This is a genomic window from Pseudomonas sp. S2_B10, assembly GCF_054668425.1.
In genome coordinates this window covers 859,781-874,337 of record NZ_CP162768.1, presented here as the reverse complement: position 1 = coordinate 874,337, position 14,557 = coordinate 859,781, and the positions used below count along the sequence as shown (strand labels likewise).

Here is a 14,557-nt window from a genome sequence, read left to right as displayed (position 1 = left end):
GTCAGCTCCTCGGATCAAAGGCATCTCGGCACGCTTCACCGATGAAAACCAACAAAGACAAGATCAACGCCAGGGCAAAAAACGCCGTCAGCCCCAGCCACGGTGCCTGCAGATTGCGTTTGGCCTGGCCGATCAGTTCACCCAGCGATGCGGTGCCGGCGGGCATGCCGAAGCCGAGGAAATCCAGCGCGGTCAGGGTGGCGATGGCGCCGGTGAGAATGAACGGCAGGTAGGTGAGGGTGGAAGTCATGGCATTGGGCAGAATGTGCCGGCGCATCAGTTCGCTGTCGGTCAGGCCCAGCGCGCGCGCGGCTTTCACGTATTCGAGATTGCGCCCCCGCAGGAACTCGGCGCGCACCACGTCGACCAGCGCCAGCCAGGAAAACAGCGCCATGATCCCCAGCAGCCACCAGAAACTCGGCGAGACGAAGCCGGACAGAATGATCAGCAGATACAGCACCGGCAGCCCCGACCAGATTTCCAGTACGCGCTGCCCGAGCAAGTCGACCCAGCCGCCGTAATAACCCTGTAAAGCCCCGGCGAGAATGCCGATCAACGCGCTGATGGCGGTGAGGATCAGCGCGAACAGAATCGAGATCCGTGTGCCGAAAATCACCCGCGCCAGAACATCGCGAGCCTGATCATCGGTGCCCAGCCAATTGCTTGATGACGGCGGGCTGGGCGCCGGTTCGGTGAGGTCGTAGTTGACCGTGTCGTAACTGAACGGGATCGGCGGAAACAGCATCCAGCCGCCCTGATCCTCGATCAGTTTGTGCACATAACTGCTGGCGTAATCCGGCTGAAACGGCAGCTCGCCGCCGAAATCGGTTTCCAGATAATCGCTGAGGATCGGAAAGTAGAAGGCGTCGTGGTAGCGGATCACCAGCGGCTTGTCATTGGCGATCAGCTCGCCACCGAGGCAGATCAGGCACAGGCCGATAAACAGCCACAGCGACCAGCGCCCACGGCGGTTGGCCTTGAATTGCGCGACGCGGCGCTGGCCCAGAGGCGACAGTGTGAACATCAGGCAGTCCTCGCCGAGAAATCGATGCGCGGGTCGAGCAGGGTGTAACAGAGGTCGCCGATCAGCTTGATCAGCAGGCCGAACAGGGTGAACAGAAACAGCGCGCCGAACACCACCGGATAGTCACGCGACACCGCCGCTTCGTAGCTCATGCGCCCGAGGCCGTCGAGGTTGAAGATGGTTTCGATCAGCAGGGAACCGGCGAAAAACACTTCGATCAGTGCCGACGGCACGCCGGCCACCACCAGCAGCATGGCGTTGCGAAACACGTGGCCGTACAGCACGCGCCGCTCGGTCAGGCCCTTGGCTCGTGCGGTGATCACGTACTGGCGACTGATCTCGTTGAGAAAGCTGTTTTTGGTCAGGATTGTCAGCGTGGCGAAGCCGCCGATCACGAGCGCCGTGACCGGCAGTACGAGGTGCCAGAGGTAGTCGCCGACCTTGCCCAATGTGCTGAGGCTGTCGAAGTTGTCCGAGACCAGTCCCTGCACCGGAAACCAGTTGACGTAGCTGCCCCCGGCGAACACCACGATCAACAGAATGGCGAAGAGAAACGCCGGCATCGCATAGCCAACGATGATCGCCGTGCTGCTCCAGACATCGAAGGCGCTGCCGTTCCTGATTGCCTTGCGAATGCCCAGCGGGATTGAAATCAGGTAGGTGATCAGCGTCGCCCACAAGCCCAGCGACAGCGACACTGGCAGCTTCTGCACGATCAGGTCGGTGACCTTGGCGCCGCGAAAGAAGCTGTTGCCCAGATCCAGTTGTGCGTAGTTTTTCAGCAGCAGCCACAGGCGTTCGTGCAGCGGTTTGTCGAAGCCGTAATGGTGTTTGATTTCCTCGATCAGCGCCGGGTCCAGCCCACGGCTGCTGCGCCCGGCACCGCCGACCGCCGCGACTTCGCCACCGCCGCCCATGCTGTGCCCGCCAAAGCCTTGCAGGCGGGCGATGGCTTGTTCCACCGGGCCACCGGGTGCGGCCTGCACGATAAGAAAATTCACCACCAGAATGCACAACAGCGTGGGGATGATCAGCAGCAAACGGCGACTCAGATAACGCAGCATGTCACTGGCCTCCCGCAAGCTGAGCGCTCATTTGCTGAGTCGTCAGCGGCCTGGCCGAGACTTCCCACCAGGTGTTGAGACCTTCGTCATACGAAGGTTGCACGGCGGGTATGCCGAAGCGGTTCTGATACACCGTCGGGGTGCCTTTGGAGTAGTAGTTGGGAATCATGTAGTAACCCCATTGCAGCACCCGGTCGAGGGCGCGGGCGTAATGCACCATGGCTTCGCGGTTGTTGGCCTGGACCAGCCCGTCAATCAGTTGATCGATTGCCGGATCGGCCAGCACCATCGCGTTCGAGCTGCCGACTTGCGTGGCACTTTGCGAGCCGTACAGGCTGTACAACTCGCGGCCCGGGGAGACGATCGGATCGCCACTGCGCGGGAAAGCGCAGACGATCATGTCGTAGTCGCGGGCGTTGAGGCGGTTGATGTATTGCGCTGAATCGATGCGGCGCAGATTGAGCGTGATGCCGATCTGCGCGAGGGTGCGTTTGAACGGCAGCAGCATGCGATCGAAGCCGCCCTGGCCATCGAGAAAGGTGAATTCCAGCGGCTCGCCGGCGGCGTTGACCAGACGATTGTTTTTCGCCGTCCAACCGGCTTCGGCGAGCAGCTTCAGCGCTTGCAGTTGCTTGTCGCGGATGTAGCCGCTGCCATCGGTTTTCGGCGCTTCATACACCGTGGTGAACACCTCGTCAGGGACCTTGCCGCGCAACGGTTCGAGGATCTTCAATTCCTCGGCATCGGGCAGGGCGCTGGCGGCCATTTCACTCTTGGGCCAGAAGCTGTTCTGACGCACGTAGAAGCCGCGCATCATCTGTTTGTTGGTCCACTCGAAATCCCAGAGCAGGCTGATCGCCTCGCGTACGCGGCGGTCCTGGAAGATCGGGTTTTGCAGATTGAACACGAAGCCCTGAGCGGCGGTGGGTTTGTCCGGGGCGAGGATCGACTGTTGCAAACGACCGTCGCGCAATGCCGGGCTGTCATAGCCGACCACATAACCGGACGAGGAGAACTCGCGGTTGTAGTCGAACGCGCCGGCCTGCAACAGCTGGCGGGCGACGTCGGTGTCGCCGTAGAAATTCACCGTCAGGCTGTCGAAGTTGTACATGCCGCGACTGACCGGCAGGTCCTTGCCCCACCAGTCCGGGTCACGCTGGAAACTGATGCTGCGCCCGGCGTCGACCTTGCTCACCCGGTACGGGCCGCTGCCCAGCGGTGGCTCGAAGCCGCCGCCGTTGGCGAAGTCGCGGGTTTTCCACCAGTGCTCGGGCAGCACGCGCATCGTCGCCAGATCCAGCGCGAGGGTGCGATTGAGGTTGTTCTTGAAGGTGAAACGGACCTGCCGTGGACCTTCGACCAGCACGTCCTGCACGTCGGCGTATTGCTGGCGGTAACTCAGGCTGCCCTTGGTCATCAGCAGGTTGAAGGTGTAGCGCACGTCTTCGGCGGTGATCGGCGTGCCGTCGGCAAAGCGTGCCTTGGGGTTGAGGGTGAAGCGCACCCACAAACCTCCGGGATCGCGCTCGATCTGCTGCGCGACCAGAGCGTAAACCGTGTAGGGCTCGTCCAGCGATCGGAACGCCAGCGGCGCGTAGACCCAATCGTTGACCTGCACCACCGAAATGCCCTGATCGGCATACGGCGTGATGTAGTTGTACTGACCGATCTCCATCGACGCACGGCTGAGCGAACCGCCCTTGGGAGCTTCGGGGTTAACAAAATCGAAATGCTTGAAGCCGGCCGGATACTTCGGCGCCTCGCCGTACACCGTCAGCGCGTGACTGCCGGCGGCCAACGCCGACGCCCCGAAGCACAGCAGCGCACTGCCGAGCAGCAGGCCAGCCATGTTGCGCAAAAAACTCATGAAGTCACTCCTGAAAATCCCTGAAAGTCCACGGACCCAATGTGGGAGCGAGCCCTTGTGGCGAGGGGATTTATCCCCGATCGGCTGCGCAGCAGTCGCAAGATCAATGCATGCGGTACTTCTGATGCTCCGCGTCGGCAGGTCTTGGGGGCGCTTCGCACCCCATCGGGGATAAATCCCCTCACCACAAAGGCTCGCTCCCACAGGGGGAGATGTGTTCTGTTTCCGGTTAGAAGTGGTAAGTCATGCGCGCAAACAATGTCCGGCCCAGCGGGTCGGTGTAGCGCGGGTCATAGCCGCTCTGGAAGTTGTAGGCCTGGTTGGAGAACGGCGGGTTGCGGTCGAACACATTCTTCATCCCGGCATCAACGTCGAGCACTTTGTTGAAGGTGTAACCGGCCGACAGATCCCACACCGAATACGACGCCACCCGCGCGTGCGTCTCGCGGTCGTAATCGTTGTAACCGGTGGTGAAGCGGTTGGTCAGCGCTGCCCGCGCCGCCCCCAGGCTCCAGCTGCCGGTGAGGTTGTGCTTCCAGCGCGCGATCACGCCGTCACCCTGAAAGTCGCCGACCTTGTCGGTGAACGGGCCTTTGATGGTGCTCTGGAAGTCGTACTCGTCGACATAGGTGCCTTGCAGGCCGAGGCCGAACTGACCGTACGGCGTGTTCGGGAAGCGATAGTCGAGCGACACATCGACACCATTGGTTTCGACGATGCCGAGGTTGGCGTTGCCGGTGACGATGTAGTTGAGCGTGCCGTCGGCGTTGCGCACGAAGCGGTCCGGGTAGGAGCCAGCCTGATCGAACACGGTGGATTCCGGGAACGGCTGGATCTGGTTGGAGATGTGAATCCACCAGAAATCCAGACCCACTGACAGATTGCTGATCGGCTGGTAGACGAAGCCCAACGTCACGTTGCGCGCCTTCTCCGGGGCCAGATCTTCGTTGCCACCGATCTGGTTGAGGAACTGCTGACCGCAATCGCGGCCGCCGTTGCCGCCCGGTTGCACCACGCCGCCGGTACACAGCACCGGATCGTTGTAGTAACCCTGAGTGAACGTGATGCTGCGCGGCGAATACAGCTCGTACAGCGATGGCGCGCGGAAACCTTCGCTGTAGGCACCACGCACCACCAGCTCTTTGATCGGCTGATAACGGAACGAATATTTCGGGTTGGTGGTACTGCCGAAGTCGCTGTATTTGTCGTGGCGCACAGCGGCGGACAGTTCGAGGCTGTCGAGCACCGGCACGTTGAGTTCGGCATAGGCGGCCTTGACGCTGCGGTCGCCCTCGACGCTGCCGGCCGGGTCGATGCCGAGGCTCTGGATGTCGCCGGCGAACGACTCGAAGTCCTGATGGAATTTCTCCTTGCGGTACTCGCCGCCCAGAGCCAGGCCGGACGGACCTGCGCCGAACCAGTCACCGATTTCACGGCTGACGCGACCATCGAACCCGGCGACGCGACCCACGGCTGTGGAGTAGGCGCCGTGGTAGGCGGCGGCATCGATGTACTGCTGGCCGGCAGCGGTCTGCGGGCCGAACGGGTTGAGCAAACCGCTGGCCAGGCCGTCAATCATCGCCTGATCGCTGACATAGCCACTGGTGACGCTGGAGACGATTTTGTTCTGGTTGTACGAGGCGCCGACGTTGTAATCCCAGCCGCCAACCAGACCATCGAAGCTCAGCAGAAAGCGCTGGCTGGTGTTCTGGTCTTTCGATTCACGCGGGCCGGCGGCAGTCTCGCGCCAGTTCACATCGACCGGCTGCGTCGGGTCGAGGGCGAAATCGGTCGGCGCCGGGGTGATGCCGTTGCCGGGGTAGTACGGCGACGAGGAATCCAGGCTCAGACCAGTCAGTGGCGCCGGGCCGACGGCGACGGCGTTGTTGTTGCGCGACCAGAAATATTCAAGGTTGGCGTTGTGATCATCGCCGAGCTTGGCAGTGGTCTTGCCGAAGAACGAGGTCTTCTCGGTCTGTGGCACCAGATCGATGTATTCACGGGTGCTGAAGCGGCACAAGCCGTCGCGGGCGATCAGGTTGGGGCCGTTGCAATTGCTGTTGGCCAACGGGTTGGTGGCGTTGCCGTTCTGGCTGTAGTTGCCGGGGAACGCGGTGCCGGAAGTCTGATCGAGACCGCGACCGGGCGCATAGTCGGTGGCGAAGGAACGGTCGTTGGCGTCGAGGTTCTGCTGCTTGTTGTAGTTGAACACGCCGAGGACGTTGAAGCGGTCTTCTTCCAGATCGCCGTAGCCCCAACTGGCGCTCATGTCCTTGGTCGCGCCGCCACCGCTGTGGGTCGGCGTTTCGCCGCCCAGGGTCAGGGCGCCATCGGTGAGAGATTTTTTGGTGATGAAGTTGATCACACCGCCGATGGCGTCGGTGCCGTACAGGGCCGAGGCGCCGTCGCGCAGCACTTCCACTCGCTCGATGGCGGCGAACGGGATCATGTTCAGATCCACCGCGCCGCCGGCGGAGTTGGTGCCGGACAAGGCATTGTTGGCCAGGCGTCGACCGTTGAGCAGCACCAGCGTCTTGTTCGCGCCGATGCCGCGCATGTCGGCAAACGACGCACCGCCCGTTGCCGCGCCGACAGAGCCGGCGCTGTTGTTGATCGACTGGCTGCCGGTGATGCGCTGCACCAGTTCGGCGGTGGTGGTCACGCCCTGTTTGCGCAGCTCGTCAGCCTTGAGGATGGTGATCGGCACCGCCGTTTCCGCATCGACCCGGCGAATCGCCGAACCGGTCACTTCGACCCGTTGCAGTTGCGTGGTCGGCGCCGCCACGACAGCAGCTGCCGGCGTGGCACTGTTGTCGTCCTCGGCCGCTTGCACGGTTCCGGCGCCCATCCCCATGGCCACCAGATACAGCGGAACAAAACGGTGGCGAGACATCGTTGCCACCAAAGGTTTGAGCGTGAAGCGTGGAGTGTTCATCAGCATGGTTGTTTCCGATTTTCAGACGTTATCGAATTGGCCTTGTGAGCCGCTCATTGCTCCGCTTCCGGTGATACCGCGCGCGGAAAACCACTTTCTTCAAGCAAGCCGATCCCCTCCGAAGACGCGGGGCGTTTTTTCGGTCGGCCGGGTGCGACGGGATTTCTTTCAGCGGCGCCGGGCGGGTGTTTCAACACCCATCCGGCACCGCACTCAGTGGGTGGTCATCACCGAAATCTTGCTGATGCCGGAGCGCTCGATCGATGCCATGGCCTTGGCCACCTGGCCGTAATTGACGGCGGCGTCGGCCTGCAACTGCACGCGCACGTCGGCGTCCTTGGCCTTGACCTCCTTGAGACTGGCCTCGAGGGATTCCGGGGCCAGTTCGGTCTTGGCCAGATAGAACTTGCCATCCTGATCGACGCTGACCACCACCGGGTCTTTCTTTTCGGCAGGGGCGACGGCGTCGGTTTTCGGCAGGTTGACCTTGATCGCGTTGGTCATTAGCGGCGCGGTGACAATGAACACCACCAGCAGCACGAGCATCACGTCGACCAGCGGCGTGACGTTCATTTCGCTGAGCACTTCATCGCTGTCTTGAGTGGAAAACGACATCAGCTAGCCTCCCGCACGGCGGTGGTGCTTTTGCTGGCAATAGCCTGGCGGCTGATGGAAAACGCACTGCGCGAGGCGAGGGCGTCGAAGTCGTGGGCGAAGTCGTCCATGTCCGCCGAGGCGAGTTTCAGCCGACGCAGGAAGAAGTTGTAGATCAGCACCGCCGGCACCGCGACGGCGATGCCCACGCCAGTGGCGATCAGCGCGTGGCCGATAGGCCCGGCGACCGCTTCAAGACTGGCCGAGCCGGTTTCGCCGATGCTTTGCAGGGCTTCCATGATTCCCCACACGGTGCCGAACAGGCCAATGAACGGCGCGGTGCTGCCGATACTGGCGAGAATCGCCTGGCCGTTTTCCAGCGAGCGACGTTCTTTCTGGATCTGCTGGCGCAGGTTGCGTTCCAGGCGATCGGAGCGGTTAATGGTGTGCGCCAGTTGCTGCGTGGTGCGCGGCGAATCTTCCACCAGCAGGGCTTCGAAACCGCTGCTGGCGATGCGCGCCAGCGAGCCCGGATACTGGCTGGCGTGTTCGGCGGCGGTGAGCAGGTCCGGCGCGCTCCAGAAGGCTTTGGCGAACTGTTTGTTCTGCGCTTTCTGGCGCAGGTACTGGGCCGACTTGACCAGCAGGATCGCCCAACTGACCACGGAAAACAGCACCAGACCCCAGAGCACACCGGGGACAATCATCGAAGACAGTGAATCGTTCATGGCTACACCTCGCTTGCGTTAATCAGTAATGAGTCGGTTGCGCCGTCATTGCGGCAATTTGAAATCGATGGTCTGGGTGGCGAAGCCGTCGATCGGCGTGTCACCGCGCTTGGCCGGAATGAACTTCCAGTTCTTCACCGCCGCGACGGCCGCCTCATCCAGTTGCGCCTTGCCGCTGGACTTGGTCACCGTCACCGCACCGGCACGGCCGTTGGCCAGCACCTGAATGCGCAGCACCACGCTGCCTTCCCAATTGCGGCGCAGCGCCAGCGACGGGTATTCCGGCGGCGGGTTGCCAAGGCTGGCCAGGCCGGAAATCGCTGCCGACTCCTTGACCGGAGCGGGCGCAGCAGGGGGTGCCGGTGGTGCGCTCGGTGTCGTCGGCGCCGCAGGTGCGGCAGGTTGCGCCGGGGCCGGCGGTGCTTTCGGTGGCTCGACTTTCTTCACCGGTTTGGGTTTCTCGACCGGTTTTGGTTTTTCGATTGGCTTGGGCTTCTCCACCGGTTTGGGCGGCGGCTTGACCGCGTCCTCGTCTTCCACAGGCTGCTCGGGTTCCGGCGGCGGTGGAGGCGGGGGCGGCGGTGGTGGTTCCGGTGTCGGTGGGGCCGGAGGCGTCGGGCTGGTCAGCTCGACGGTCATTTCCGGAATTTCCGGCGGCGTCGGCAGTGGCTCCGGCCGCGCCTGATGGAAGAACCACCACGCGCCGCCGTGTATCAGCGCCGACACGGCGATCAGCAAGAGCAACTGTTGTTTGTTCAACCCGCCGGGTCGTGACGTGTTGGCTGTAAACGCCGGCCTGCCCGGGGGCGGCGGGACCGGCGCTTGCCGCAACGGCCCCGGCAGGGTTTTGTGCTTTACCGCATCGTTCATTAAAGCTCCCTCGGGTCAGATGAAGGGCAATAAGGTGCCGTCCGAACATATGGCTGATGTTCGAGTGAGTGGGTGCAACTTTCTTCAAGGTGTACGCGAGCCGATAGTTGGACTATCTGTTTAAACGGCCTCGAACAAACTTATTGGTTTAGTAGCATCTATATCGATTGTTCATTATCCATTCCGTGGCTTGTTGTTGTGTGGAGACGAGAGCTGTCTCAGGTTTGTTACAGTTTGCAACAGGTGTGCCAGATGTTGCTGAAACCGGTTGAGCGCATATCTTCGGCATTGCTCATGTCGCATTTATATAAGTTTCAAGTTCGCCCGCTGTTTATTCGGCGCGAAGTGGTCCTCAAGTCCTCGCAGAAGGGCTTTTTCCAGAGCGAGTCAGAGGGAACGCTGTATCACGCCGATCGGCGGGATAGAGCGGCTGCTCGGTGATCAGGCTTAGCACCTATCGGTGCGTAGCGAATCGATTTGGTGCAGGTCAGTCATTCAGCGGCTCACGGGACAAGTTCCTTATTTTGATTCTGGAGTATTGGTAACTGCATCACATTTGGGCGTGCGCTTTTGGTGCAGCTTCAATGACGGGTAGTCATTGTTCGACAATCTTGTTGTTGTGCCTTTTATTAATTGCTGTATTTAAAAAATAAATAACACTTGGCGCCCGGCGATCGCTCGATCGCCAGGCACGCAAAGTGTGCATTGGGTTTCAGGTAATAAAGGAGAAGCGCGCCAGGCTGAATAGGTTCGGCTGAACTTGCGGCTGGATTTGCGAGTAAGTCGGGTATGTCGTACGGCGGAGCATTTGAAGATTCACGGGTGAACTCCTTGTTGCCAGCTCGGACAGGCGAACTTTTGGTTCGCTGTCGCACCTTACAAGAACGCGGATAGCGTTCGATGAATGCTCTTGGTGCGGGATGGGCACCGCCAGCGCTGATTGGCGAAGGTTGATTTCGCAAGTCGGCAGTGCATGGGAAAAACGTGCCAATCACGACACATTTGCAGAATTTTCTACGTCAGGCCAGCCAGCCATCTACCCTGTGCAAAGGCCTTATCGGGGGAACGGACATGTACCAGCTCTACGGGCACAAGAATTCCGGCGCGGCTGCCATCGAGGCGGCACTGGAGTTGTGCCAGATCGCCTATCGTTTCATTGATACCGAAGCCAGCGCCGAGGCCGACGAGGCGCTGGGCAAACTCAATCCGCTGAAACAGATACCGACCCTGCAACTGCCGGACGGCAGCGCCATGACCGAAAGTGCGGCGATCCTTATTCACTTGGGCCTGACGTTTCCCAAGTCCGGCCTGCTGCCGAGCAAGGCTGCCGATCGTGATCAGGCAATTCGCGGCCTCGCCTATATCGTCAGCAATTGCTACGCAGCGGTCGGCATCATCGATTACCCCGAGCGCTGGTTGATCACGCCTGATGAGAGCGCACGGCAAAACCTGATCGCCGGCACCCGCCAGCGTCTGCACTTCAGTTGGGAGGTGTTTGCCGATCAGTTTTCCGGGGAGCTGTATCTGGATGATGAAACGCCCGGTGCACTGGATGTGCTGGCGGCCGTGGTGAGCCGCTGGGCTGGCAGCCGCGAACACCTGCGCCAGACCCGCCCGGGCTTTTATGCGTGGCTGCAAAGGATCGACCGGCACCCGGTGCTGGCACCGGTGTTTGAGCGGCACTGGCCGGCCTGAAAGGCGCGATCGTTCCCACGCTCTGCGTGGGAATGCCTCAACGGACGCTCCGCGTTCGGCGTTAGAGGGACGCGGAGCGTCCCGGGCTGCATTCCCACGCAGAGCGTGGGAACGATCATCACTGACCTGGCGCATTTGCGAGCAGGCTCGCTCCCACAAGGGGATCACGGCGGTGGGCTCAGTCGCCGCGAATGTACTGCTCCAGCTGTTTGATCAGCTCGGCCTGTTCGGCAATCGCTTCCTTCACCAGATCGCCGATCGACAACAGGCCGATCAACTTGCCGTCCTCGACCACCGGCAAGTGGCGCAGGCGTTTGTCCGACATGATGCCAAGGCAGGTGTCGACGGTTTGTCGGGTATCCACGGTGATCACGTCCTTGACCATGATGTCGCGTACTGGCGTGCCCACCGAAGAGCGCCCGTGCAGCACCAGTTTGCGTGCATAGTCGCGCTCGCTGATGATGCCGACCACTTTGTCGTCTTCGACCACCAGCAAGGCGCCGACGTTTTTCTCGGCCATCTTCATCAGCGCTTCGAGCACCATGTGATCGGGTTTGATCTGGTGCACTTCCTGATTTTTCTGATCTTTGAGCTTGAGCAGTTGGGCGACGGTCTTCATGGCGGTTACTCAGGTGTTGTCGTTGTTCATCAAGCATCGTAGACGCAGCTGCGCAGAGCAAGGTGGCAAAGCGGCAGTTAGCGTGCAAAAAACGCCATTTGCCGGAAAAAACATCTTTGTATCGGTGAATGAAGCGTCTGTGGCTAGGGGATTTATCTGTAACAAGGGGGGATTATCTGTGGCAGAGGATTTATCTGTGGCGATGGGATTTATCTGTGGCGAGGGGATTTATCCCCGCTGGCCTGCGCAGCAGGCCCTTTCATTAAAAGCGGGGCCGCTTCGCGGCCAGCGGGGATAAATCCCCTCGCCACAAATGCTGCGTAGAATGGCGTTCTGATTGAAACGTTGAGGTCGCATTGGTGGATTTACAGCAAGGCTTCGTCCTGACCCGGCATTGGCGCGATACGCCGGCCGGCACCGAAGTCGAGTTCTGGCTGGCGACCGACGCCGGGCCGCGCCGTGTGCGTCTGGCGCATCAGCCATCGGTGGCGTTTATTCCCGCCGCCCAGCGGGAAGCGGCCGAGCGTCTGCTGCACGATGAAAAGAATGTGGAACTGCGACCGTTGGCGCTGCTGGATTTTCAGCATCGTCCGGTGCTCGGTCTGTATTGCCAGCAGCACGGCCAGTTGATGCGCCTCGAAACCGCGCTGAACCGCGCCGGCGTCGACGTCTTTGAAGCCGACGTCCGCCCGCCGGAACGCTATCTGATGGAGCGCTTCATCACCGCGCCGGTGCTGTTCGGCGGCACGCCTGATGCTGACGGCGTGCTGATCAACGCCCAACTGAAACCCGACCCCATTTACCGGCCGAAACTGCGTCTGGTCTCACTCGACATCGAGACCACCGAAAACGGCGAGCTGTACTCCATCGCGCTGGAAGGCTGCGGCGAGCGGCAGGTGTACATGCTCGGCGCGCCGAATGGCGATGCCAGCATTGTCGATTTCGACCTCGAATACTGCGATTCGCGCACGCTCATTCTGAAGAAGCTCAACGACTGGTTTGCCCGCCACGACCCCGACGCGATCATTGGCTGGAACGTCGTGCAGTTCGATTTGCGCATCCTTCACGAACACGCGCGGCGTCTTGGCGTGCCGCTGAAGATCGGTCGTGGCGGCGAAGAAATGCAGTGGCGCGAGCACGGCAGCCGCAATCACTACTTCGCCTCGGCAGCGGGGCGGCTGATCATCGATGGCATCGAGTCGTTGCGTTCGGCGACCTGGAGTTTTCCTTCGTTCAGCCTGGAAAACGTCGCGCAGGCCCTGCTCGGCGAAGGCAAGGCGATCAACAACCCATACCAGCGCATGGACGAGATCAACCGCATGTTCGCCGAGGACAAACCGGCGCTGGCCAAGTACAACCTCAAGGACTGCGAACTGGTCACGCGGATCTTCGCCAAGACCGAACTGCTGACGTTTTTGCTTGAACGCGCCAGCGTCACCGGTTTGCCGGCCGACCGCAGCGGCGGTTCGGTCGCCGCGTTCACCCATTTGTACATGCCGTTGATGCATCGCCAGGGCTTCGTTGCACCCAATCTGGGCACCAATCCACCGCAGGCCAGCCCCGGCGGGTTTGTCATGGATTCACGCCCGGGGCTTTACGAATCGGTGTTGGTCCTCGATTACAAAAGCCTTTACCCGTCGATCATCCGCACCTTTCTGATCGACCCGGTGGGCTTGATCGAGGGCCTGCAACACCTGGACGACGCTGACTCGGTACCAGGTTTCCGTGGCGCACGCTTCTCGCGCACCCGCCATTGCCTGCCGTCCATCGTGGCGCGGGTGGCCGAAGGGCGCGAAACCGCCAAGCGCGAACACAACGCGCCGCTGTCCCAAGCGTTAAAGATCATCATGAACGCCTTCTACGGCGTGCTCGGCTCCAGTGGTTGCCGTTTTTTCGATACCCGGCTCGCCTCGTCGATCACTTTGCGCGGCCACGAAATCATGCTGCGCACCCGCCAGTTGATCGAAGAACAGGGCCACGCGGTCATTTACGGCGACACCGATTCAACCTTCGTCTGGCTGCGCAGTCTGCACGGCCAGGAAGAAGCAGCGCAGATCGGCCATGCGCTGGTCAAGCACGTCAACGATTGGTGGCGCGCGCATGTGCGCGAGGAATACGGGCTGGAAAGCGCGCTGGAATTGCAGTTCGAGATTCACTACAAGCGCTTCCTGATGCCGACGATTCGCGGCGCCGAGGAGGGCAGCAAGAAGCGCTACGCCGGCCTGGTCACCCGCGCCGATGGCAGCGAGGAAATGGTCTACAAGGGCCTGGAAACCGTGCGCACCGACTGGTCGCTGCTGGCGCGGCAATTTCAGCAAGAGCTGTATGAGCGGATTTTTCAGCGCAAGCCGTATCAGGATTACGTGCGCGACTACGTGCGCAAGACGCTCGCTGGCGAGTTCGACGATCGGCTGATCTACCGCAAGCGCCTGCGCCGCACCCTCGACGACTACGAACGCAATGTGCCGCCGCACGTCCGCGCGGCGCGGCTGGCCGACGAATACAATGCCGAGCACGGGCGGCCACGGCAATATCAGAACGGCGGCTGGATCAGCTACGTCATCACCCTGGCCGGCCCGGAGCCGCTGGAGGTACGCCGCGCCGCCATCGACTACGACCACTACATCACCCGCCAATTGCAACCGGTAGCGGATGCGATTCTGCCGTTTGTCGACGACGACTTCTCAACCCTGATCGGTGGGCAACTGGGCCTGTTTTGAGTCGAGCAATTGCAGCGTCCATTCATCGAGAATGCCGTGGAAGTACCGCTCCAGTGCCTGATGGAACAGGCTGTCCTCGGCGCTGAACTGGGCGAACAGAGTCATCGAAGAATGAAATTTCAGGTCATCGGGATGGCCGAAAATGTCTGCAATCGAGCGCTGCGGCACATTCAGCACCAGTTGCGTGCAGGTGCGCAGCCGCGCCCCGAGCAGCTCGTGGGCCAGATAGGCCTGGGCTTCCTCGGCTGAACCAATGGCAAAGCGCCGGGCCATCTCGCTGCCGCCCAACCCGGCGAACTGCGGGAAGACGAACCACATCCAGTGGCTGCGCTTGCGGCCCGTCTCGAGTTCACGCTGGACCCGTTCGAACACCGGGTCCTGAGCCTGGACAAAACGTTGCAGGTTGTACGGGTCGTGCAGATCTGTGCTTCTCATGGCGAA

General features: G+C 61.3%; 12 protein-coding genes. 3 read left to right on the top strand and 9 right to left on the bottom strand.

Features of this window, described 5'->3' with window-relative positions; genetic code table 11:
- Window position 1: 1 nt before the first annotated feature.
- The 7 genes from AB4O45_RS03745 to AB4O45_RS03715 form a co-directional block, all read right to left on the bottom strand.
- Complete coding sequence (locus AB4O45_RS03745) at window positions 2-1,024, bottom strand: ABC transporter permease (protein ID WP_056788667.1); 1,023 nt, start codon at window positions 1,022-1,024, stop codon at window positions 2-4.
- Entirely contained in the window at window positions 1,024-2,088 is a 1,065-nt protein-coding gene (locus tag AB4O45_RS03740) for a microcin C ABC transporter permease YejB (RefSeq protein ID WP_056788670.1), read from the bottom strand. The genes AB4O45_RS03745 and AB4O45_RS03740 overlap by 1 nt, the downstream gene beginning before the upstream one ends.
- 1 nt (window position 2,089) lies before the next feature.
- Window positions 2,090-3,955, bottom strand: coding sequence for an extracellular solute-binding protein (locus AB4O45_RS03735; protein ID WP_460161081.1), 1,866 nt, complete (start codon window positions 3,953-3,955; stop codon window positions 2,090-2,092).
- Between the two features lie 229 nt (window positions 3,956-4,184).
- Window positions 4,185-6,896 carry a TonB-dependent receptor gene (locus AB4O45_RS03730; RefSeq protein WP_252876606.1) on the bottom strand — a complete coding sequence of 904 codons (2,712 nt, stop codon included), beginning with the start codon at window positions 6,894-6,896 and terminating at the stop codon, window positions 4,185-4,187.
- A gap of 207 nt (window positions 6,897-7,103) precedes the next feature.
- A complete protein-coding gene (locus AB4O45_RS03725) occupies window positions 7,104-7,505 on the bottom strand; it encodes an ExbD/TolR family protein (protein WP_041477201.1) in 402 nt (133 codons plus the stop codon).
- Window positions 7,505-8,212: a MotA/TolQ/ExbB proton channel family protein gene (locus AB4O45_RS03720; protein ID WP_041477200.1), complete on the bottom strand. Its 708-nt coding sequence runs from the start codon at window positions 8,210-8,212 to the stop codon at window positions 7,505-7,507. The genes AB4O45_RS03725 and AB4O45_RS03720 overlap by 1 nt, the downstream gene beginning before the upstream one ends.
- 45 nt (window positions 8,213-8,257) lie before the next feature.
- Window positions 8,258-9,082, bottom strand: coding sequence for an energy transducer TonB (locus tag AB4O45_RS03715; RefSeq protein WP_460161080.1), 825 nt, complete (start codon window positions 9,080-9,082; stop codon window positions 8,258-8,260).
- Window positions 9,083-10,153: 1,071 nt separating this feature from the next.
- Here AB4O45_RS03715 and AB4O45_RS03710 point away from each other — a divergent pair.
- Window positions 10,154-10,777 (top strand): glutathione S-transferase N-terminal domain-containing protein, encoded by a 624-nt coding sequence (locus tag AB4O45_RS03710; protein ID WP_041477196.1) that lies wholly within the window; start codon window positions 10,154-10,156, stop codon window positions 10,775-10,777.
- Between the two features lie 178 nt (window positions 10,778-10,955).
- On the opposite strand, the gene AB4O45_RS03705 is transcribed toward AB4O45_RS03710, so the two are convergent.
- Window positions 10,956-11,396: a CBS domain-containing protein gene (locus tag AB4O45_RS03705; protein WP_056788691.1), complete on the bottom strand. Its 441-nt coding sequence runs from the start codon at window positions 11,394-11,396 to the stop codon at window positions 10,956-10,958.
- Window positions 11,397-11,418: 22 nt separating this feature from the next.
- Here AB4O45_RS03705 and AB4O45_RS03700 point away from each other — a divergent pair, with 22 nt between their 5' ends.
- Entirely contained in the window at window positions 11,419-11,694 is a 276-nt protein-coding gene (locus tag AB4O45_RS03700; protein WP_252876604.1) for a hypothetical protein, read from the top strand.
- 61 nt (window positions 11,695-11,755) lie between these two features.
- Complete coding sequence (locus AB4O45_RS03695) at window positions 11,756-14,116, top strand: DNA polymerase II (RefSeq protein WP_460161079.1); 2,361 nt, start codon at window positions 11,756-11,758, stop codon at window positions 14,114-14,116.
- Here the strand turns inward: AB4O45_RS03695 and AB4O45_RS03690 are convergent.
- Window positions 14,081-14,551 carry a DUF1810 domain-containing protein gene (locus AB4O45_RS03690; RefSeq protein ID WP_056788700.1) on the bottom strand — a complete coding sequence of 157 codons (471 nt, stop codon included), beginning with the start codon at window positions 14,549-14,551 and terminating at the stop codon, window positions 14,081-14,083. The genes AB4O45_RS03695 and AB4O45_RS03690 overlap by 36 nt on opposite strands.
- Window positions 14,552-14,557: the final 6 nt, after the last annotated feature.